Below are 20,921 nucleotides of genomic sequence, written 5' to 3'. Positions count from 1 at the left end.
GTTTTTGAAGTCCCTTCCCGATCTTGTTCTGGATCCCTTTCGTCAATGCAGGTGCATCCATGCAGGGCAACCAAGGCAAGCAAATCCTCTTGACCGGCGGCACAGGCGGGCTGGGTTTGGGGGTGGTTCCCGTGGTGCTGGCCAGCGGCGCAGAGCTGACCTTGACCTATCGCCAAGAGAAAGATCTTGCCATTTTGCGGGAGCGCCTGCCGGCCAATGCTCTGGATCGGGTTCGCTTTGTGCAAGTGGATTTAACAGATGAGGCGGCGGTTGCCCGCGTCATTGCCGACCTACCCCGCGTAGATGGGCTGATCCACCTGGTGGGGGGCTTTGCCATGGGCCCCACCCACGAGTACAGCTTGGCGGACTGGTATCGCGACTTCGACCTCAACCTCACCACCACATTCCTGACCTGCAAGCACAGCCTGCGCAGAATGTGGCAACAGGGCTATGGGCGGATTGTAACGGTGGGATCCCGAGGAGCGGTGGAGCCGGGCCCGCAATTGGCCGCCTACTGCGCTTCCAAAGCGGGGGTGGTGGCCCTGACCCGCACCATTGCCGCCGAAACCCAAGGCACCGACATCACGGCCAACGTCATCCTGCCCAGCATCATCGACACGCCGGCCAACCGAGCTGCCATGGGATCCGAGCGAGCCAAGCTGTGGGTCAAGCCAGAGTCCATCGGGCAGGTGATTGCCTTTTTGGTCTCAGAAGCAGCGCGGGATCTGCGAGGGGCGGTGATCCCGGTGTATGGCAACGTCTAGGCAACTGGTTGACCAAGCCATGAGCCGCCATTCATGATACAGAATATGCACTTATCCCTATCCAGTTCTTTTCCATGCTGAAGCGATTATTCTTGGGTGGTTTGCGCCGGCAAATCGGTCGCATTGAGGTGGCAGGGGCCATTGATGGCAAAACTCGCGAGCGGGTTCTCAAGGCCCTGAAAGAAGTGGAAGAAAACCAGATCCCTGCTGTGGTGCTGCGCATCGACAGTCCAGGCGGGACGGTGGCCGACTCCCAAGAAATCTACAATGCCCTCTTGCGTTTGCGAGAGAAAAAGGGCACCCGTATTGTCGCCAGCTTTGGCAACATTGCCGCCTCTGGGGGGGTTTATATTGCCATGGGAGCCGAAAAAATTGTCGCCAACCCAGGAACGATCACCGGTAGCATTGGCGTGATCATTCGAGGCAATAATATCGAACGCCTCCTGGATAAGGTGGGGATTTCATTTAAGGTGATTAAGTCTGGCCCCTACAAAGATATTCTCTCGTTTGATCGCGAGCTGACCCCAGAAGAGCGAAACATCCTGCAAGAATTGATCGACATTACCTACGGCCAGTTTGTGCAGACGGTTGCTGCTGCCCGCAAGTTGAGTTTGAATGTGGTCAAAACTTTTGCCGATGGCCGCATTTTCAGCGGAGAGCAGGCCCTTCACTTGGGTGTGGTGGATCGCTTGGGCACAGAGGAAGATGCCCGCCTTTGGGCGGCAGAGCTGGCCGGTTTGCCGACGGATGCGAAGTTCTACGACCTGCTCCCCCGGCGCAGAGGTTGGTCTCGATTTCTGCCGGCAGCAGAAGCCTTGGCCCGTCTGCAGTTTGAAGTGAGCACCTCGGGCTTGCCCCTGTGGCTTTACACAGGTTCTTGAGGCAGTTCGCGAACAGCTATTCCGGGAAGTTTAGCGTTCTGTACCGCACAGCCCCCACCCCCGGCCCCTCTTCCAGAGGGAGAGGGAGTTTAACTAAAGTAGCCCAACTCCAATTGCCGGGCCAGATCCAGCAGCCGGTGGGCCAGGGTTGGCTTGGTTGCCAATGGGATCCGCTCTGGACTTCCCTGCTGGGGGATCCAATAGCCTTGGTTGTGGCTGCTGCCAAAGCCGCTATCCGGTTGGTCGATGGGGTTGGCCACAATAGCATCCAGGCCCTTCTGGCGGAGCTTCTCTCTGGCCGGTGGCAAGGGATCCCCACTTTGGGCGGCAAAGCCGATGAGGCGTTGGCCAGGGCGTTTGTGGCGGGCCAGAGCTGCCAGCAGGTCAGGGATCGGCTCCAACGGCAACATCTGGGGTAGATCGGCTTTGGGCAGCTTCCCCGCGTAAACCTGAGAGGGGCGCACATCCCCCACAGCAGCAGCCATCCACAAGAGATCCGCCTGGGGAAATTCCGCCTGCAAAGCCGCCTCCAGTTGGGCTGCCGTCTCCACCGGAATGGCCCGAATGGCGAAGGGCGCTGGATCAAAGGGGATCCCCAACGGCCCATGGACCAGCGTCACTGTCGCCCCCCGGCAGGCTGCCGCCACCGCCAATGCCACGCCCATCCGACCACTGGCCGGGTTGCCGATAAAACGCACCGCGTCGATGGGCTCCCGTGTACCCCCCGCCGTCACCAACACCCGCTTGCCCTGCCAATCTTTTTTCCCCGCTGTCCAGAGCAAAGCCCGCACATACTCCTGCAGCGCCTCCGGCTCCAACATGCGCCCTTCCCCCACCGCATCACAGGCCAGGCGGCCACTGGCCGTCGGCAAGGCCCAAAAACGGGGATCCTGGTGTAGCCGCTGCCAATTCTCGGCCACCTTCTCCGCCTTCCACATCTGCGTATTCATAGCCGGTGCCACCGCCACCGGACACCGGGAAGCCAAAACCACATTGGTGAGCAAGTTATCCGCCAGCCCATGAGCCAACTTGCCCAAGGTGTTGGCCGACAAGGGCGCAATGAGGAGAGCCTCCGCCCATTCCCCCAACTCGATGTGCAGCGGTCGTCCTCGTGTTGCTTGCCAAAAGGCGGCATCCGTAAAAGCCGGCTGGCGGGACAAGGTGGCAAAAGTCAAAGGAGAAATAAAATGTTCCGCAGCTTTTGTCAAAACCACCTTGAGCTCTGCTCCCTGCTGCACCAGAGCAGACACCAAAGCTGCCGTTTTGTAAGCAGCAATCCCCCCGCTCACCCCAATGAGGAGACGCCGCCCCGACCAAAAGGGATCCATATTGAGTGACACGCAAACAGCCTTGTTTCCAGTTTCCCTGCTTTTGCTCAATTCCGGCGGCAAAGCGGGGATCCCTCGCCCAAAGATACTTTTGACCCTGTCGAGAATAGGGCCTGAGGATCTGTCATTACCCAATTTCAGCCAAAGTCTCCCCCACAGGTTCTGGCCTTTAGAGGGAATTCCCCACTGCTGTTTTGCGCAACCACCCCTCAGATCCCATTGCGGTCGCTGACTTATTCCCTGTAATAAGAAGGAATTGGATCAAACTCTGTTGCAATCCCTGTTTGTTTCTGGCTACACTAACAGTTGTCCCTAAAACCATCTCGATATGGCTACAACCAGTAAACCAAAACCACTCACTGGCCAAGAGCTCCTCGACAAGGTAACTTCAATGGGAAATGCGGATCGCAAGGAAAAAGCTCGCGCCTGTGGTTATGTCACCTACACCAAGAATGGTCAGGAGCGAGTGAATCTGATGCAGTTTAACAACGCCCTGTTGAAGGCCGTTGGCGTGGATCTCGGCGCTAGTGACGAAAATGGATCCCGTGGCCGCGCTCCTACCTTCCGGGTTTCGGTTCATAAGAATGGCAACCTCCTGATTGGAGCTGCCTACACCAAGAAGATGGGCCTCAAGCCCGGAGATGAGTTCGAGATCAAGCTGGGCCACCATAACATCAAGCTGGAGCGGGTCAACTGATTTGCTGTCTCCCTGGATGCTTTTCCCTGCTGGTGAGTTCATCTCAGCTTGGGTAAAGCCTTTGGTATTCCTTTCGGCCTCTAGGGGCTTGGGAGCAGCGACCTCTTCCCTTCGCTCCGGTGCTCATTGTCTTTCTACTTTTCAAACAAGGGATCCTCATGATCCGCTGGGGATCCCTGGCAGTTTGTACCTCATCAATGACTGAAGTGTGGGCAAGTTCGCTATTCTGACAACAGTTGAATTGAGTCTGCAACAATGAACACTCCGACCGTACAAAATGTCTTTCGCCATTGGCGGCGGTGGCGAACTTGGGCGGGGCTGTTGTTGTTGGCAGCAGCGTTCTTTGTCATCGAGTCTCATCGGCAAGTTTGGCCTCAGTCGAATGCTTCTCAAAGTCAGGCATTTTTGGAGTGGGTGTCTTCCCAGCCTACCCCCGAACAGCAGGATGTTTTTGTGGATGGAGTCATTCGGCTGCAATTCAATCGGCCACTGGATCCCAATCTACAACGTCTGGCGGTTCAGTTGGATCCGCCGGCAGCGGTTATTTTTGATGTGCAGGGAGACGAGTTGTTGCTTAAGCCTCGGGATCCCTTGCGCTTTAGCACCCGTTACACCCTCACGCTTTCTCCCCAAGAGGGGCTGCCCCTCGAGCAGGCCATTCAGCTGAGTTTTCGCACCGAACCGCAATTTACCTACGAACGGGATGTCAAACCGCTGCTAGAAGCCAGTTGTGTGGGTTGCCATCAGCCGGCAGGACGGCAGCGCACCCAGTTGCTGGACAGTTATGAGGCCACGATGGCCTATGTCAGGCCCGGGGATCCCAATAGCGAGTTGATCAATCCCCGGTGGACGAGCCGCCACGCCTACATCCTCAACGCCATTAACCCCAATCGCCCCCAAGCTCGCGGCGGATCCCCTGAGATTGCCTACATTCAAGCCCGCGGGCTGCCCTTGTCCCGTCTAGGTTTTTGGACACCCGAGGAAGTGGAGATCGTCCGCACCTGGATTGTGCAGGATGGCGCCTCCCGCACCAGCGCCCGCTTACAGATGGGCAACTGAATAAGGCATCTGGAACCCAACCCCCACTGCCATGACCCCTCCTCAACCTTTGGCTACCGTGATTCAGGGATCCCTGAGTCGAGGGCTGGAAGCTCGCCTCAATCCCGGTGTCTCGGTAGAAGACTTGCGGGTGGGCAAATTCGTGGTGATCCAGGGGCAGCGCAACCGCTTCTTTGGCCTGCTTACTGACGTTACCCTAGAAACCAGCAACCCCCAAATTCTGGTCAATCCCCCCCGCCCGGAAGAGACCTTGCTGCAGGAGGTGCTGGCCGGTACCGGCACCTACGGCATTATTGCCCTCACCCCGATGCTGATGTTGGTGCCGCGGCAAACGGAAGGGGAAAGGCTGTATCCCCTGGTCAATCCCGAACGGCCAGAAGCGTTGGCAGCTCCCCTCGGCCAAGAACCCCCTTCCGCTGGCGCCATGGAGCTGCTGCCCGTGAAAACAGTGCCCGCCCATTTTTCGCAAGTGTATGAGGCACGGGAACTGGACTTTCGCACCGTCTTCGGCTGGGAAGACGACCCGGAGCGGCGCAACTTTGCTATCGGCCAGCCCCTCGACATGGCTGTGCCCATCTGTTTGGACTTGGATCGCTGGGTGGAGCGCAGCAACGGGATTTTCGGCAAATCGGGCACCGGAAAGTCCTTTCTAGCCCGCCTGATCCTGGCCGGTATCATCCGCAAACGGGCGGCGGTGAACCTGATCTTTGACATGCACTCCGAGTACGGCTGGGAGGCAGCCAGCGAAGACAAGCACGCCACTACTGTGAAAGGCTTGCGGCAGCTCTTTCCCGGTCAGGTACAGATCTATACCCTGGATCCCGATTCCACCCGGCGGCGAGGGGTGCGGGATGCGCAGGAGCTCTTCATCGCCTACAACCAGATCGAGGTGGAGGATCTGGCCCTGTTGGCAGAGGAGCTGAACCTATCGGAAGCCAGCCTGGAAAACGCCATTATCCTGCGCAACGAGTTTGGCCGCGACTGGATCAGCCGCCTCTTGAGCCTTTCCAACGCCGAGATTCAAGAGTTTTGCGAACAGAAAATGGGCAACAAAGCCTCGATGATGGCCCTGCAGCGCAAGCTCACCCGCCTTGACAACCTCAAGTACATCCGCAGCACCCTGCCCCACAACTACATCGGCCAGATTTTGGATGCCCTCAGCCGCGGCATTCACGTGGTTATCGAGTTTGGATCCCAGTCCAACTTGCTTTCCTACATGTTGGCTGCCAACGTCATCACCCGCCGCATTCACCAGGCCTACGTGCACCAGACGGAGCGGTACTTGCAATCCAAAAATCCCCTCGACAAGCCCCGTCAACTGTGCATCACCATTGAGGAGGCCCATCGCTTTTTGAATCCGCGGGCAGCCAAGCAGACCATTTTCGGCACCATTGCCCGCGAGATGCGCAAGTACTTTGTCACGCTGCTAGTGGTGGATCAGCGCCCTTCCCGCATCGACAGCGAAGTGATGTCGCAGTTGGGCACTCGCATTACGGCACTCCTCAACGACGACCAAGATATCGAGGCGGTGTTCACAGGGGTGGCGGGCAGCCAGAACTTGAAAACGGTGCTGGCCAAGTTGGATTCCAAGCAACAGGCCCTCCTTCTCGGCCACGCTGTGCCCATGCCGGTGGTGGTGCAAACCCGCCCCTACGACCAGCGGTTCTACGCCGAAATTGCCGATCCTGACTGGTCTCAGGCTGAGGATGCGGAGGTGCTCCTGGCCGCCCAACAGGCTAAGTCCGAGCTGGGGCTGTGAGCACAAGCTGCCCGCACCGCTCGGAACATGCCAAAGCGGCAGAGGCCGGTGCCGAAGGCCAGGCGCATGAGCAAGAAAGTGGGCACCTCCCGTAGCGACTTAATCAGGCCCACCAAGCCAAACTTCAGCAACCCTTCGGGACGGACAATGCCCTGCCAGATGGAATCCAGCCAAGAGGGAAGGGTCTCCTGAGTCCAGTCGGCGGTTTCTACCCGTCCCGCCACCAGGCCAGTAGCCTCCAACTGCTCGGCAAAGCCTTCGATGCTGGAGAAGGAAGGGTGCGACCATTGATCCAACAATTGCCGCATCACCAGCCGTTCCCACAGGTTGAGGGGCTTTTGCCGGTCGTCCCGCTGGTTCCAGTCGGCCACCACCAGGATCCCCCCTGGCTTCAACACCCGCAGCATCTCTTGGGCATAGCGGGCCTTGTCCGGCATGTGAGGCCCTGCCTCAATGGACCACACCACATCGAAGCTGGCATCGGGGAAGGGCAGGTCGAGGGCATCTGCCACCTGAAACTGGACAGGCAGATCAGGGGGGGTGAGCTCCTGGGCCCGCTTCACCTGCTGAGGACTGATGGTGATACCGGTTACAACAAAGCCGTAGTCGCGGGCCAAGATGCGGCAGCTCCCACCAATGCCGCAGCCCACATCCAACACGGTTGTCCCTGCAGGCAGTCGATCCAACCCCCCCCAGCGCACCATCTCGTGGACAAAGTCGTGCTTGGCCTGCAGAAAATTTTTTCGTTGGGGAGGAGAGCCGTAGTGGCCTAGGTGAATGTGTTCGCCCCAGTAAAACTCTAGGATCCCATCCCGAGTCCACTCGTCGTAAGACTTGGCCACAGAGGCGGGAGACTCGTATTTGCGAGCAGTCAACAGATAGGCTGCCAAGCCCACGGCCAGCAGCACAGCTATGCCCAAAGCCCAAAAGATTGGATTCATCGGATCAACCATGAAGTTTCTATGAAGTCCCTCTGCGTGGTGGCGATCATTGTCAGTTGGATGGCGGAGCCACAGGCAGAGTGCTTTCCGGTGTGGGGTCTGCCAATCCAGCCCAGCAAAGGCGCAATCCCATCTTGCCCCATCTGCTGGCTCAAGATGGAGTCTGGGATCCCGGCAAAGGGCAGCTGGGCGAGATTTTCCAGCACCCATTGGGATTGCCGCGATCGCCTGCTGGGCCGGGGCGGCAACCTCAGTAGCAGCGGCTGCTCCCTACCAAAGGTTGGCGGCGTAGCGAGCAGCTCCCCTCAGCCCCACCTGCGCATTCACCACCACCTGCACCGACAGTTGCTCCAGAAGAGGACGCATCCGCCCCTTATCCAAAAACGAGGACAAAAACTCCCCTTGATGCAGTAGGCGCAAGAGCTTGGGCGCGATCCCCCCAGCGATGAACAGGCCCCCGCGCGGCAATAGGTGTAGGGCAAAGTTCCCGACTGCAGCCCCGTACAGGCTGATGAAAAGCCGCAGACACTCCACCGCCAGAGGATCCCGTGCTTCCATGGCAGCATTGGCAATTTGGGCTGCCGGGTCAATATGCTTAGCTCCCTTTTCCCAAGCCTCAATTTGGGCCAGCAGCTGTTCTTCTCCTGAGCCCCACTGGCTATCCCGCAAAAATTGATAAATGGCAACGATCCCCTGCCCCGAGACCACCCGCTCGGTGGAGACACGTCCGTGCCGTTTTTGCAAATACCTCAAGAGCTCCCACTCCAGAGGGGTGCGCGGGGAAAAGTCCACGTGACCGCCCTCGCTGGCATGAACTTGGTAACCCCCTTCTCCCCAGGTAAGGTAAGCCTGCCCCAAACCCGTGCCTGCTCCCATCACGCCAATCGGAGCCCGCGGTTGACGCTCACCCACTTGCAAGGTGTCCAGATCCTGGTCGCCGAGGGCAAGCACGCCATACCCCACAGCGCTGAAGTCGTTGATCAAGGCTACGCGCGGGATCCCCAGCTCTGCGGCCAATTGGCTCGACTGCAGATCCCAGGGCAAGTTGGTCACTTTGGCAGTCTGTCCCTCAGACCCTGAGCCCCTTGTTTCCATGACGGGGCCGGCCACTGCAAAACAGGCGGCAGCAGGCTGTGGATCTCGCCCCAGCTCCCGCCGAGCCTGGGCCAGAAACTCTCCCACCATTGGGGCGAGGTTGGCGTAATCTTGGCTGGCATAGCGGCAGTGGTAAAGGCTGTGCTCGGGATCCTCGGCATTGACAAGGCTGAGGCTGGTTTTGGTGCCCCCGATATCTCCTGCCAAAAGCAAGTCCATACGGTTTCCTCCGGCCAGCACCTCCTTCCCACCCTGACATCTCTGGAGAGAGAATGCCAGGCCCCCAAGGCTTCCCCGCTCCTGCTGGGGAGAAGAGGGAAGGGCAAAGAAGGTGCTATGTTAACTGATGTAAAGGTTTTTAATATTGCATTTTGTCTTCTACACCTTTTTTACCCCCTCTCCAAGATGAGCCTCTGCTGTCCTCTGAGCGTTTGGCCGGGCTGGATCCCCGCCCTCTCTCGGCTCAAAGGCGTTTTCGATCCCACCATGCCATTGGGGGAGTGGCAGCTCTGCTGGTGTGCCTGCCGGTTTTTGTGCAAGCGCCCCTGGTGCGATATGCCCCTTGGGTCAGTTTGGTGATGTCTTTGGGCTGGTTGGGCCTTAGTTTGCATCTCTACTCACAGCCCCGTACCCGCCTGTGGGGAGATTTGCTGTACGGCTTTACCCTGACTTGGCTGGCAGGATCCCTGTATTGGGGATGGCTGCGCTTTGAGCCTCTTTGGCACATGCCCATGGAAGCCTTGGGGATCCCGATTGTCTGGTGGGGGACACGGCGACGATTTGCCCGCATCGGTACCTGGTTTTATCTCGGCTCCCTGTGGGGTACGGCGGTTACAGATCTCTACATTCACTCGGTGGGGCTGCTGCCTGAGTGGCGGCAGGCGATGCAGTTTGACCGGTTGGAGCAGGCGGTTGTCCCTTTTAGGGCGGCCCTCGACAAAATGGCTACCCCCTGGGGCCTGGGTTGGGGCATCGGCTTGGGCCTTCTGTTGCTGGGTGTTGGATTGTGGAGAGTCCAGGGATCCCGCCGCCTGCACCATTGGGCATTTGCGGGAGCAGTGCTGAATACCCTGTTGGTGGATGGGCTATTTGGCTGGGGGGCAGCTCTGCTGCGGTGAGCTGGGACATCCCCATAACTCTGCTTCAGGTGGGAGTAGAAGTATTGGTAGGGCTGGGAGCTCCATCGGACTCCGTCCTGCCAACGTCGGCGGCAGCAGGTGCAGTTGCCGGCAGTGTAGGTTCTGGCCCGGCAGGAGGCAACTCCGGTGCCGGTGCGGGCTGAGGCAGAAAGTCGATGACCTCCCAAGTCTTGGAATCCGGTGAGCTGTAGGCCAGCAGCCACCGTTCGGGCACGGTTTTGACGCGGTCGGGCGAGCGTTGTGTAGCAACAGTTTGTGCCTTTTGGTGGGCCAGGGTGAGCTGGAAGGGATCCCCTTTGCGGCGATAGGGGCGGCGGGATCCCGGCGGCTGCACGCTCAGGGTGTAGGTGCCGCTGAGGTGATGGCCTTCCAGGGTTTCTCCTGAGGCCAACAGCAAGGGTTCACGGCGATCCTGGCGGATTTTCACATCCTGCAATTGCAGGCGGGCTGCTAGCTGGTCACTGCCCACCAAGGATCCCACCGGCCCGGACACATGAGCGATCTGATAGGCAAGGGCCTGCTGCACAATCGGTTTTGGCGGCCTGGGGCCACAGCCGGCCAGCAGCCCCACCAGCACAATAGCCACAAGGCTGAGTGCGCCGCGCACAACCGATCCCTGGCCCCTCCACCCCGACTTCGGCATCGCTTCTCCTGGGGCCATCAGATGGTGACTAGGGTGGGGTGTTGCTTCAGGTATTCCGTATTCACGCCGGACTCGCGGGTGAGAGCCACCAGGCCGGTACGGGCGATCTCACGGATGCCAAAGCTGGTCAACATCTTGATGATGGCCACCATTTTGCCGGGATCCCCGGTTACCTCGAGAGTCAAAGACTCCTCCGCCACATCCACAATCCGGGCGCGAAACATTTGGGCCACATCCATAATGGCGGAGCGGGTATCGGGGCTGGCATTGACCTTGACCAGCATCAGCTCCCGTTCCACGCAGGGAACATGGGTGATATCGGTAACTTTCAGCACGTCGATGAGCTTGTAGAGCTGCTTCGTCATCTGCTCCACATCGTGTTCATCTCCCTGCACCACCATGGTGATGCGAGAGATCCCCGGTCGTTCGGTGGGGCCAACGGTGAGGCTGTCGATGTTAAAGCCGCGACGGGCAAACATCCCCGCAATGCGGGTTAAAACGCCAGGCTGATCCTGCACGAGGGCGCTGAGGGTGTGTTTCACGGCAACCAGAGGATAAAGAAAAAGCTGAGCAGCAGTTGGGGAAGTGGGCAGAATGGACTTGGAACAGCCATACTCTAAGGAAATTTTACGCCAATTTTGCGGGAATGTTTTCCATATCCTCTGCTCAGGGCGTGGCTGCGCATCCAGCCTCGACAGCCCCGGGGTAGAAGCAACGCAGCCGCTAACCCTCCAGAGACCCGCGCGTAACCCCCAATTGGCTGTATAGCTTTAGCTCCTGCCACAGTTGGGATCCGCTGAGTTGACCTTGTAGGAGTTGCTGATAGCGGTGCAGGGTTTGTTGGATCTCGGCGGGGGATTCATGCAAAAATTCGATGCGCAGATAGCGCAGGCCCAAGGCCAATAATTTCGGCACATATTCTGCCCCCGTTTGGGCCTTGCCGTTGTAGAGGGTATTCCGACAGCCGGCATCGGCCTTCAAAATGTGCTCGACATTGGCCCTGTCCCTCAGCTTCACCTCGTGTTTTTCACATGGGCGACCACAATTGGTGTAATCCGTTCCGCTGGATAAAAAGGCGCAAAAGACGCAGTGCTCCATGTGGAACAGGGGCATATGTTGATGAAGGGTAACCTCGTACCCACCGGCGGGGCCGGCTTGCAGCAGGGATCCCAGTTGCTCGTGGTTGAGGTCATAGGAAGCCGTCAAGCGCTCTAGGTTGTAGCGGGTTTTGAGATAGTAGGCTGTGATGGGATTGGCCACATTTAACGAAAAATCCCCAATGCAGCGCTGCCCGGCAAAGAAACGGAGATGATCGTAATTTCTCACCAAGTAGCCATCGGCTCCGCCGACCAACACTTGCTTTAGGATCCAGGTTTCTCCTGGCTTGGTGATGCGGGGCGGAGCGACCCACAGTTCCACCTCGGGATGGGCGGCTTTGGTTGTGCGGATCACCTCCCGATAGCGGCGGGGATCCTCAAACTCCAGATAGATCTGCCTAATACCGCTGGCTATCGCCGCCGGCAGTTGCGCCGGATCCCGCACCAACACCACCAACTGCGGGGATCCCCTTGCGGGCTCCTCCTGAGAAGGCACCAGATCTTGCCAGCGAGCTTCAGGGTTGAGTTGCCAGCGCGGGGGCTGAGCTCGCAGAGCTTGTAGGCGTTCCACCGCTTGTCGGCGCATCTGGTTGAGCAGGCTCACCGGCAGCATTACCTCCCCCTGCAAGGCATTGTGCAGGGATCCCAACTTGAAGGGAGTGGAGCCCAAACGGCCCAGTTGCTGTCGCAGTTTTTCGGTGGTGAGGGGTTGGCGGTGGGCAGCTTCCAGGGGCAGCGGCGAATCCACCTGCACCGTATGGCCTTGCTCATCCCGCAGGATCAGCGTCAGCGGGGATCCCACTTGGCCGTGAACCTCCATGTGGACAGGCCGCTGAAAGCGGGGGTGATCCCCGGCGTAGCTTTGGCGCAGGCGCTTTTCCAGTTCCGGGTCGCTGGTCTTCCAGAGGCGATCCCCCACCCGCAGACGTTTGAGATCAATGACCCCCTCTCCGAAGCTGATCCAGGCCAGCCCCTGCTTCTCTTGCACCCGGTAAACCCGTCCCCCCTGCTCCGGTAACTCCGGCTGCCCCTGATCAAACACCACGCCGTCCCCGGCTTTGAGGGGTGCCTCCAGCCGGATCCCCACCTGATCCTGTTGGATCCCCACCACTTGCCCCAGGTAAACCCCCCGTTTCTTGCCAAACCGCGCGTGCACCAGCTCCTGGTTGTTGATGCCCCGCAGCCAGCCTGTGTAGAGCCCACGAGAAAAGCTCATCTCCAGCTCGTAGCGTTCCTGTTGCGAGGGCTGCCACGGCTGTCCCACCCCCAGCGCATCCAAGGCCTGCCGATACACCCGCGTTACATTGGCTACATATTCTGGGGATTTCAGCCGGCCCTCAATTTTCAGACAGCGGATCCCCAGCTTCACCAGCTCCGGCAGCACCTCCAGCCCGGCCAAATCTTGAGGGCTGAGCAGATACCGCTTTTCGCCTAAGTCGCGGCGGATCCCATCTACCACCAGCTCATAGGGCATGCGGCAGGCTTGAGCACATTCGCCTCGGTTGGCCGAACGCCCCCCCAGCGCCTCGCTGGTCAGACATTGCCCCGAGTAGGCCACACACAACGCCCCATGCACAAAGACCTCCAGAGATAGGGAGGATCCCTTCTCTTGCAGATAGGCCTGGATCTGGGCGATTTCCTGGAGGGAACATTCCCGCGCCAGCACCACCACCTCACAGCCCAGCTCGGCGGCAAACTCCGCTCCCACTCCGCTGGTAATGGTCATTTGCGTAGAAGCGTGGATGGGAAAGTCGGGAGAAAGATGCCGGATCAGGCGGGCTATGCCGATATCCTGCACAATCACCGCATCCACCCCCGCCGCGATCATCGAGCGGATGTATCCCTCGGCTTCCGTCAGCTCCCTTGGAAAAACCAGAGTATTCAAAGTAACATAGCCCCGTACCCCCCGCCGGTGCAGCCAGGCCATCAGTTCCGGCAAATCCGCTTCCGTAAAGTTGCGGGCGCGCATCCGGGCGTTGAAGCGCTCCAGCCCAAAGTAAATGGCATCGGCTCCGTTTTCCACTGCCGCCTTGGCACACTCCCAATCCCCCGCCGGGGCCAGCAGCAGGGGCAACTTGGTGGTCAGAGGCGGCGCCTCAAAGTGATCCGTTTCCGCGAAATCTATCCCAGCAGCTTTCATCGGAAGACAGCCCCACAAAGAGAACAAGGGATCCTTTCCCATTCAAAATCAAAAAACCTGAGAGCAGGATCCCCTTGTCTCAGGTCAAGCTGCCTCTGCCGGCGGCCTCTTAACAAAAAACTCGTTCCGTCCGCAAAGGGTCTAGCTAAGAAGCCACCAGCACATTCAGGATCCCGGTGAGGACGGCGCTGAACAAAGCCAGCGTTAGGTAGCGGCCAACAGCCGGGTTGTCACCCAGCAGCCGATCGGAAGCGCTGATGGTGAAAAACAAAGACCAGGCCTGAGTAGCGTTGATGGTCTCAAATTGGTTGAATTCAGCGGTGAAGATCTTAGCCATGACTCAATGCTCCCTACAGCTGTGGGTTCGCCCCCTACCTTAACAAAAGTTAACAGCAGCTGCCACGTTTGCGCGGCTACATCAGGACACCGCCGAACAAGGCTGGAATAGGCAGCGTTTTATGGGAGAGCTGGGTACACAACCCTCGGAGGGATCTGCATCTAGCGTGGATCAGTTGTATGCGACTCCGTATATAGTATTGGGTGATGCGGGATCCCCACCCAAAACAGGGGCTTTGCCCCTCGACAGAGGTCGAGCAGATGTTCTAACCTTGGCTTCTAGGGTGGCCCAAGAGCGCTCTTCAAGATAGGTGTGCCGGGGTGTTGTCAGCGATGGCCAACCGGGATCCTAAGGCTGAGAGTGTGCCGCATCGCTAGCCTAAGCCCTGTTGAGCGGGTTTAATCTAGGCAGCTTTTGATTTGCCCCAGGCTGTTGGTTAGTACTTAGGAAGCTGACCCCATAGCAACCAGAACAAGGCGCGATGCCGGGAGTTGAGATGAGAATGACGCGTTGTAATGTAGTATCGCCTGTGCGCTCCCTCTGCCGCTGTGCAGCTCAGGTGGGCGGCGTAGCCGGGATCCTGATCGGAACAGCTTGGGGGGGTTTGGCTGTGACTCCTGTTTGGGCTCAGGAGAATGCCCTACTGGCTCAGGCAGCCGCAGGCCCCATGAGCCGGCAAGAGGTGGCGGAGCGGCTAAATCTGGTGCCTGTTTTTGCCATTGTGTCTCAGAACGGCACCCCCGTTGTCGCCAATGTGGAGCGAGATGGCCGCACCATCCAAGTGGTTTCCTTCTGGCTGGATCAGGCCCAGGCCCAACAAATGTTGGAGCAGGTGAAAGCCAGCAACCCCGAGATAGCCAGTCAAGCCCGGGTGGTGCCTCTCTCGCTGGGGTATGCCTACGAAAAATCGGAAGAGGAGCGCGCCAAGAATAGTGACCTGTATTTTGAGGTGGTGCCTCGGGCTTCTGATGTGGAAGCAGCCAAGCAGGTGCTGAAGGAAACCGGACAAGATGTGCCCCCGGAGGCAATCGGCGTGCCTCTGTTCTATGGCCGCTCCGGAGAGGGGCTGCTGACCATCGAGCAGGATGGCCATGAGGTGGTGCCCTTCTTCTTCGACCGCAACGATTTGCGGAGGGCTTTGGATCGGGCGGCGGCGCAGAACCCGGATGTGGTTGGGAAAACCCAGATTGAAGTGACCTCGCTGGCCATTGTGGTAGAGCGTATGCTGGCCCCCGACGCGCAGGCCGATGTGCAGAAAATTGCCTTTATCCCCTCTCGCTCGGCGCTGGAGTATATCCAATCCCTGGCCCGGCCTGCCAATCCTTCTGCAAGTCCCCAGCCTCAGCGTTAACCTAAGCCCCTGATGGGATCCCCGTCTGCTCTGGTGAAGCGGTTAACAGAGTGGCGTGCCCAAGCCCTGAGGGCGGCAAAAGCGGCTGGGATCCCTGCCGAGGAAGTGGAGATTTTGCTCAAAGAACGGCTGGGGTGGGGGCCATTGGAGCGGTTGATGGGTCGCGCTCCGGCTGGGGAGGGGGATCCCCTGGAGGAGGTGCAGGCCCTTTGGCGGCAAAGGGTGGAAGAGCGCATCCCCCTACAGTACCTGTTGGGCAAAGTTGAGTGGGCGGGCTTGAGCTTGCGGGTGACGCCGGCGGTGCTGATCCCACGCCCGGAGACCGAGCTGCTGGTGGAGCAGGCTTCCCTTTGGCTACAGGCCAATCCTCTGCCGCCGGGATCCTGTTTTGCCGACCTGGGTACAGGCAGCGGGGCGATTGCCATTGCGTTGGCCCATCAGCACCCCCAGTTGCGGCTTCTGGCCGTGGATTCCAGCCCAGAGGCATTGGCTGTTGCGGCAGACAATGTGGTAGCCCACCATCTGCAGGAGCGGGTGAACTTGCTGCTGGGATCCTGGTTTGTACCTTTGGATCCCTGGCGAGGACGGCTGCGCGGCCTGGTTTCCAACCCTCCCTACATTCCCTCTGCCGAGCTGGCCTCGCTCATGCCAGAGGTGCGACTGCACGAGCCACGACAGGCTCTGGATGGCGGAGAAGATGGCCTAGCCCACTTGCGACTGTTGATTCAAGCAGCACCGGATTACTTGGCCCCGAACTCCTTTTGGGCGGTGGAAGTGATGCGAGGCCAAGCCCCTTGGGTGGCGGAGCAGTTGCAAGCTAGAGGCTGCTATCGGCAGATCCAAGTTCACCGAGATCTGGCCGGGATTGAACGGGTGGTCAGCGCCCACTTCGTCGGATAGAAAAGGGTAGGATCCCATAAGATGGGGTATCGCCGGAGCCGGAACTGTCCAAAACTTAAAGCTCCGAGCCCAGAGATCTGAGCACGGATGGGATCCCCTGTCCTTCGCCAGGAGCACTTCTTGAGGGAGCCTTCGCCTACAGCCAAACCCGATCCACTCCCCCAGCAGGCTGCCTCTGCCGACAAGCAAGAGGCTGTGGATTGGCAATTTGCTTTTGAACGCTCTGAGGTGATGCGAGCCTTTCAACAAGAGTTGCTCGTCAGCATCGGCCATGAGCTGCGCAATCCCCTCAGCAGCCAGATGGGATCCCTGCAGTTGGTGTTGTCGGATCTATGTGACTCTCCCGAAGAGGAGCGGGAATACCTTCAAAGTGCCAAAGAAGCGGTGGAGCGCCTGATCAAGCTGCTTGAGGAATACACCCGCCTGGCTCGCCATGACCTGCCCATCCAACCTCTGCGACCGGAACCGACCCGACTACGCCCCCTCCTGCAGGATGTGTACAGCCTAACTCGCCTACAGGCCCAGGATCAGGGCATTCGCTACGAATGGCCGGCCCTACAACCCACCTCGGCCTTTGAGGTGCCCCTTCTCCCCGACAGCCTCACCGTTTGGGCGGATCCCCACGGCTTGGTGCAGGCGCTGCTGGGAGTGTGTCGCTGGGGCATCCGCACCCTACGCTACGGTTCGATGGCTTTGCACCCCTATCCCACCCCAGAAGGAGAGGGACGTTTGTGCCTAGAGTGGAACCTTGAGGGGCGATGCCATGTGCCCATTCAAACAGAGGGCTGTGCCGTCTGGCGGGTAAGCGAGCGGCTCCTGAGAGAAATGGGAGGCCAGCTGGAACTCTGCGAAAGCGGCCCCTACCGAGTTGGCATCAAGGTGACCCTGCGCCTCGCCCATTGAACCCCAGGCCAGAGGGACTTGGGCCTATCGGCTTCTCAAAGCTGGCCAGTTGGCATCTGCCCTCTTGATCAAGCCGGGGATGTCGCGCTCCCAGTTACGCTGTACCCGCTGGTTGGCGTTCAGGTACAGCTTGTCATCGACGATTTTCCAGGCAAAGGGATCCACCGGGTAAAGGTAGTTGTGGGCCACGGCCCAGGCACAAAACCCGCCGTACTGGGGGGCAAAGCGCTCTGGGTTGTTGCGAAACCGCTCTCGATTGTCGGCGCTGGCAAACCTCCAGGTCACCCCTCCCCACTCCCATTCATACTCTGGGGATCCCTTGACGGGCTTGCCGTCGATGAAATAAGCCACCGGGTCATAGCCCCGCAGGGCCAGGCCATCCGTCGCAAAAAAGGGGCCCGGGGATCCCTCCTCGACAGCCCCAACGACCTGTCCTTGGGCTGGGAGAGACAGGAGCCAAGCTGGGTGAGAAGCAACAGCCCCAACCATCAGCAGCAGCGGGATCAAAGCCCAACGATTTTTGACCATCACAACCTCCCAAGTCCTCAATCGAAAATCGAAATGAGCAAGAAAGCCTTACTCTTCCCCTTCAGGTTCCAAAAGACATCTGACAAAAGACATCTGAGGAGATGCTGGCTTCCGGGGACTGGGAACAGTTTGGCCACAGCGAGGAGATTTGCCTGTGATTTGGATCGGGGAGATCCAATCTAAAAAAAGCTCAACCTTCTCGGCGCAGGGCCAATTCGGCCCGATCCAGTTGCATCAGCACCCGCTCCACCTTTTCGGGGTTGAGAGGCCGGTTGGAAGTGCGGTACTGGGAGGCCAGCGTGTTAAACACCGTGCGCAAAGTGGTAAAAGACTGCAGCTTATCGTAGCGATGGCCGTGGTAGCGCCCAGAAAACTCCTGGATGGCTTGCATGGCTTCCGCTCGCGCCTCTTCCGGGTTCATCAGGGGATCCCCTTCGGAAAGGACGGTGCGCAGGGTTTGGATCAAGGTCATGCTGTCTTCGTAATACTTGCCGGTGAGACGGGCAGCCTGAGCAACTGAGCTCGCTGAGCCCAGCAAAAGGGCTACAGACAGGAGCAGGCTGACAAGACGCAGAAAAAAAGTTTTGAGCATGGGGAACCTAATGTAACTTACTTTTAAGCATAAGCCACAGCAACACCAGAGGAGTCACCCAAAAGATGCTGTTCACCCCCTTCAGCGACTTTCTGCAGAAGCTGGGCCAGTACGGATCCCATTGGACAATGTTAGCCCTGATCTTGGGGTTTGCCTGTGCTCACAGCGGATTAGCCTACTTGCGACCCTGGGGGGAAAGCTGGCTGGGATCCCGTCTGTACCGCATCTTCTTTGCTCTGGTGAGCCTCAGTTTGGCACCGCTGTTGCTCATCTATTTTTTCAACCACCGCTACGACGGGGTGATTCTCTGGGATCTCCAAGCCGTCCCAGGCATTCGCACCACCGTTGCTCTTTTGTCTGCCCTCTCTTTTTTCTTTTTGTATCCGGCCACCTTCAACTTGCTGGAGATCGCCGCCATTCGCAAGCCGGAGATCCACCTGTTTGAAACCGGGATCATCCGTATCACCCGTCATCCCCAAATGGTGGGCCAGGTGATCTGGTGTGTGGCCCATTCCCTGTGGATTGGCTCCAGCTTTATGGCGGTGACCTCGCTTGGGCTCATTGCCTACCACCTGTTTGCGGTTTGGCACGGGGATCACCGCCTGGAGCGGAAATACGGGCAGGCCTTCCGCGATCTCAAGGCGCGCACCTCCGTGATCCCCGGCTTGGCCATTCTGCAGAAGCGACAGCAACTGCGCCCGCGAGAGTTTCTGCGCTGGGCCTATTTGGGGGTGTTCAGCTTTGTAGTGATTCTTTACGCCTTCCATCCACAAATGGTTTCTGCAGCCAGCCGAGTTGCCTGGTAGCATGATCCCAAAGAACTTCTTTAGTTTGGGAGTGATGGCCTTGCAAGTTGCTTTAGATGCTTTTAATCAAGAACTTTTGACAAGTGATGGGTTGGTTTTGGTGGATTTCGGCGCCCCTTGGTGTGGCCTGTGTCGCTTCATTCAGCCGATTACCGACCGTCTCGTAGCCGAGTGGGGAGGGGCGGTCAAAGTACTGCGGGTGAATGTAGACGACAATTTTTGGCTGCCGCGCCGCTATCGGGTGCGCTCTTTGCCAACCCTAATTTTGTTTGAGAAAGGTCAAGAAGTGCAAAGGCTGGAGCACTTCGCCAGCCGCGATGAGGTGCTTCGCCGCTGCGAGCAGTTGTTTCTTGACCACCTGCGCTACCTGGGTTCGGGAGCCTGCTCATCCTCGTTTGAGCCCCAAGCCCCGCCGCCCGGCGTGTAGAGGGTGATCACGTCGCCGGCTTTTAGGGAGCGGCTGATTTTGCCGGGTAGGGGATCCCCGTTGAGGAGGTTGATCCCCACTTGGCCTGGCCCGCCTCCCTGTTCTCCTTGGGGGGCATAGTGGCGCCGCTCGGTGAGCAGGGAGAGGGTGCAATCCTGCAAAGTCTGGATGGAGCGGATTAGCCCCCAGCCGCCCCGCTGTTGGCCATGGCCGCCGGAATCCTGGCGTAGCTCGTAGCGCAGTACCCGCAGGGGATACTCCAGCTCCAGAGCCTCGATGGGGGTGTTGAGGGTATTGCTCATGCCCACATGCACTCCGTCCAAACCCGGTCGTTGCCGGCTGGCCCCCTGACCACCTCCCAGGGTTTCGTAGTAGGTGAAGCGGCGGTTGCCCAGCACACAGTTGTTCATGGTGCCCTGTCCCTGGGCGATGCTCCGCAATCCGGCCACGGGAGCCAGAGCTTTGAACACCACATCGGCAATGCGCTGCGAGGTTTCCACATTGCCCGCCACCACTGCTGCCGGAAACTGGGCATTCACCAAGCAGCCAGGCGGCGCCACGATCTCGATGGGATCCTCCAGGCCGACATTGCTGGGGGCCGTGGGATCCAACAGACAACGCAGGGCAAACAACACTGCCGAGCGGGTGACGGCCAGCGGCGCGTTCAGGTTTCCCGCCATGGCCGGAGCAGTGCCGGTGAAGTCCACCCGCAGCTTCTCGCCCTCTACTTCCACCTGCACCCGAATCTCAAGGGGCGCGGGCGGATCCCCGTAGCCCTCCAACCAATCCTCAGCCGTGTAGATCCCATCGGGCAGAGCCTGAATTTGCGCCCGCATCCGCCGGCGGCTGTACTCGATGACCCCTGCGATCAACTGCCAAGCTTCCTCTTCTCCAAAGCGGGCCAGCAACTCCCGAAACCGGCTCATCCCCACTGCGCTGGCCCCCACCTGGGCCTGCAGATCCCCCCGCCGCTGCTCGGCATTGCGCACATTGGCCAGGATTAGGCGCAGCAGATCCTCCTGCCAGGACAACTCTCCTTCTAGAGAGAGCCCAGCCAGCCGTACCGGCGGGATCACCAGCCCCTCTTGCCAAAGTTCTGTGGAGTCGGCGGGCATGGAGCCAGGGCGCATCCCTCCAATATCAGCGTGATGAGCACGGTTCACAGCATAGGCGCAAATCCGGTCGGGATCCCTCCAGCCGGGAATGGCCGCGACCACCGTAACGTCCGGCAGATGGGATCCTCCCTGGTAGGGATCGTTGAGGAGAAACACATCTCCGGGTCGCGGGTTGGCTGCCACCACCGCTCGCACTGCCTGCGAAAGGGCGCCCAAATGCACCGGGATGTGAGCTGCCTGGGCAATGCAAGCCCCTTGCGCGTCAAACAGAGCTGTGGAGCAATCCCGCCGCTCCTTGATGTTGGCCGAATAAGAACCGCGGATGAGGCGGGCTCCCATCTCTTCGGCAATCCCCGCCAGAGCGTTGGCCATGACCTGCAACCGGATGGGGTTGGAGACAGGACGGTTGCTATCCATAT

The 20,921-nt window shown here is 59.2% G+C and carries 21 protein-coding genes; 11 read left to right on the top strand and 10 right to left on the bottom strand.

Annotated elements, in window-relative coordinates; translation table 11 throughout:
* Positions 1-59 precede the first annotated feature (59 nt).
* Both fabG and sppA read left to right on the top strand, forming a co-directional pair.
* The gene (gene fabG / locus ACVWY8_RS00670) at positions 60-764 is read left to right on the top strand and encodes a 3-oxoacyl-ACP reductase FabG (RefSeq protein ID WP_457392482.1); all 705 of its coding nucleotides are present in this window, start codon (positions 60-62) and stop codon (positions 762-764) included.
* Positions 765-838: 74 nt separating this feature from the next.
* Complete coding sequence (gene sppA / locus ACVWY8_RS00665) at positions 839-1,645, top strand: signal peptide peptidase SppA (RefSeq protein ID WP_011432617.1); 807 nt, start codon at positions 839-841, stop codon at positions 1,643-1,645.
* Positions 1,646-1,734: 89 nt separating this feature from the next.
* Here the strand turns inward: sppA and coaBC are convergent, their stop codons facing one another.
* The gene (coaBC, locus tag ACVWY8_RS00660) at positions 1,735-2,973 is read right to left on the bottom strand and encodes a bifunctional phosphopantothenoylcysteine decarboxylase/phosphopantothenate--cysteine ligase CoaBC (RefSeq protein ID WP_414383204.1); all 1,239 of its coding nucleotides are present in this window, start codon (positions 2,971-2,973) and stop codon (positions 1,735-1,737) included.
* A gap of 328 nt (positions 2,974-3,301) precedes the next feature.
* Between coaBC and ACVWY8_RS00655 the strand changes: the two genes are divergently transcribed.
* From ACVWY8_RS00655 to ACVWY8_RS00645, 3 genes are all read left to right on the top strand, one after another.
* Positions 3,302-3,670 (top strand): AbrB family transcriptional regulator, encoded by a 369-nt coding sequence (locus ACVWY8_RS00655; RefSeq protein WP_011432615.1) that lies wholly within the window; start codon positions 3,302-3,304, stop codon positions 3,668-3,670.
* Between the two features lie 255 nt (positions 3,671-3,925).
* Complete coding sequence (locus ACVWY8_RS00650; protein ID WP_457392485.1) at positions 3,926-4,729, top strand: Ig-like domain-containing protein; 804 nt, start codon at positions 3,926-3,928, stop codon at positions 4,727-4,729.
* 31 nt (positions 4,730-4,760) lie between these two features.
* Positions 4,761-6,488: a helicase HerA domain-containing protein gene (locus ACVWY8_RS00645; RefSeq protein WP_457392487.1), complete on the top strand. Its 1,728-nt coding sequence runs from the start codon at positions 4,761-4,763 to the stop codon at positions 6,486-6,488.
* On the opposite strand, the gene ACVWY8_RS00640 is transcribed toward ACVWY8_RS00645, so the two are convergent.
* Both ACVWY8_RS00640 and ACVWY8_RS00635 read right to left on the bottom strand, forming a co-directional pair.
* The gene (locus tag ACVWY8_RS00640) at positions 6,425-7,429 is read right to left on the bottom strand and encodes a methyltransferase domain-containing protein (RefSeq protein WP_457392490.1); all 1,005 of its coding nucleotides are present in this window, start codon (positions 7,427-7,429) and stop codon (positions 6,425-6,427) included. The two genes, ACVWY8_RS00645 and ACVWY8_RS00640, sit on opposite strands and share 64 nt — an antisense overlap.
* 270 nt (positions 7,430-7,699) lie before the next feature.
* Positions 7,700-8,743 carry a glucokinase gene (locus tag ACVWY8_RS00635; protein ID WP_414344654.1) on the bottom strand — a complete coding sequence of 348 codons (1,044 nt, stop codon included), beginning with the start codon at positions 8,741-8,743 and terminating at the stop codon, positions 7,700-7,702.
* A gap of 152 nt (positions 8,744-8,895) precedes the next feature.
* On the opposite strand from ACVWY8_RS00635, the gene ACVWY8_RS00630 reads away from it, so the two are divergent.
* Positions 8,896-9,642 carry a DUF3120 domain-containing protein gene (locus tag ACVWY8_RS00630; RefSeq protein ID WP_457392492.1) on the top strand — a complete coding sequence of 249 codons (747 nt, stop codon included), beginning with the start codon at positions 8,896-8,898 and terminating at the stop codon, positions 9,640-9,642.
* A 25-nt stretch (positions 9,643-9,667) separates the two neighbouring features.
* Here the strand turns inward: ACVWY8_RS00630 and ACVWY8_RS00625 are convergent, their stop codons facing one another.
* The 4 genes from ACVWY8_RS00625 to ACVWY8_RS00610 all read right to left on the bottom strand — a co-directional run bounded on the left by ACVWY8_RS00625 (position 9,668) and on the right by ACVWY8_RS00610 (position 13,880).
* On the bottom strand, positions 9,668-10,270 hold the full coding sequence (locus ACVWY8_RS00625) for a hypothetical protein (protein WP_457392495.1): 603 nt from the start codon (positions 10,268-10,270) through the stop codon (positions 9,668-9,670).
* A gap of 53 nt (positions 10,271-10,323) precedes the next feature.
* Positions 10,324-10,848, bottom strand: coding sequence for an acetolactate synthase small subunit (gene ilvN / locus ACVWY8_RS00620; protein WP_414374441.1), 525 nt, complete (start codon positions 10,846-10,848; stop codon positions 10,324-10,326).
* Between the two features lie 181 nt (positions 10,849-11,029).
* Positions 11,030-13,543, bottom strand: coding sequence for a DUF3656 domain-containing U32 family peptidase (locus tag ACVWY8_RS00615; protein WP_457392498.1), 2,514 nt, complete (start codon positions 13,541-13,543; stop codon positions 11,030-11,032).
* Positions 13,544-13,688: 145 nt separating this feature from the next.
* The gene (locus ACVWY8_RS00610; RefSeq protein WP_011432601.1) at positions 13,689-13,880 is read right to left on the bottom strand and encodes a hypothetical protein; all 192 of its coding nucleotides are present in this window, start codon (positions 13,878-13,880) and stop codon (positions 13,689-13,691) included.
* Positions 13,881-14,382: 502 nt separating this feature from the next.
* On the opposite strand from ACVWY8_RS00610, the gene ACVWY8_RS00605 reads away from it, so the two are divergent.
* The 3 genes from ACVWY8_RS00605 to ACVWY8_RS00595 all read left to right on the top strand — a co-directional run bounded on the left by ACVWY8_RS00605 (position 14,383) and on the right by ACVWY8_RS00595 (position 17,034).
* Positions 14,383-15,231: a Tic22 family protein gene (locus ACVWY8_RS00605; protein ID WP_457396708.1), complete on the top strand. Its 849-nt coding sequence runs from the start codon at positions 14,383-14,385 to the stop codon at positions 15,229-15,231.
* Positions 15,232-15,243: 12 nt separating this feature from the next.
* A complete protein-coding gene (gene prmC, locus ACVWY8_RS00600) occupies positions 15,244-16,131 on the top strand; it encodes a peptide chain release factor N(5)-glutamine methyltransferase (RefSeq protein ID WP_457392500.1) in 888 nt (295 codons plus the stop codon).
* Between the two features lie 87 nt (positions 16,132-16,218).
* Positions 16,219-17,034, top strand: coding sequence for a sensor histidine kinase (locus ACVWY8_RS00595; RefSeq protein WP_457392503.1), 816 nt, complete (start codon positions 16,219-16,221; stop codon positions 17,032-17,034).
* Positions 17,035-17,058: 24 nt separating this feature from the next.
* On the opposite strand, the gene ACVWY8_RS00590 is transcribed toward ACVWY8_RS00595, so the two are convergent.
* Together ACVWY8_RS00590 and psb27 are read right to left on the bottom strand one after the other, a co-directional pair.
* Entirely contained in the window at positions 17,059-17,562 is a 504-nt protein-coding gene (locus ACVWY8_RS00590; protein WP_457392506.1) for a YHS domain-containing (seleno)protein, read from the bottom strand.
* A gap of 190 nt (positions 17,563-17,752) precedes the next feature.
* A complete protein-coding gene (gene psb27 / locus ACVWY8_RS00585) occupies positions 17,753-18,154 on the bottom strand; it encodes a photosystem II protein Psb27 (RefSeq protein WP_011432596.1) in 402 nt (133 codons plus the stop codon).
* Positions 18,155-18,219: 65 nt separating this feature from the next.
* Between psb27 and ACVWY8_RS00580 the strand changes: the two genes are divergently transcribed.
* Positions 18,220-18,960, top strand: coding sequence for an NnrU family protein (locus tag ACVWY8_RS00580; RefSeq protein WP_457392508.1), 741 nt, complete (start codon positions 18,220-18,222; stop codon positions 18,958-18,960).
* A 34-nt stretch (positions 18,961-18,994) separates the two neighbouring features.
* Entirely contained in the window at positions 18,995-19,387 is a 393-nt protein-coding gene (locus ACVWY8_RS00575) for a thioredoxin family protein (RefSeq protein ID WP_041437173.1), read from the top strand.
* Here ACVWY8_RS00575 and ACVWY8_RS00570 read toward each other — a convergent pair.
* Positions 19,324-20,919 (bottom strand): hydantoinase B/oxoprolinase family protein, encoded by a 1,596-nt coding sequence (locus ACVWY8_RS00570; protein WP_457392511.1) that lies wholly within the window; start codon positions 20,917-20,919, stop codon positions 19,324-19,326. The genes ACVWY8_RS00575 and ACVWY8_RS00570 overlap by 64 nt on opposite strands.
* Positions 20,920-20,921 lie beyond the last annotated feature (2 nt).

The sequence above is a fragment of the Thermostichus sp. OS-CIW-32 genome (assembly GCF_054060415.1).
The sequence above is the reverse complement of the archived record's forward strand: the minus strand, read 5'-3'. Positions and strand labels throughout refer to the sequence as shown.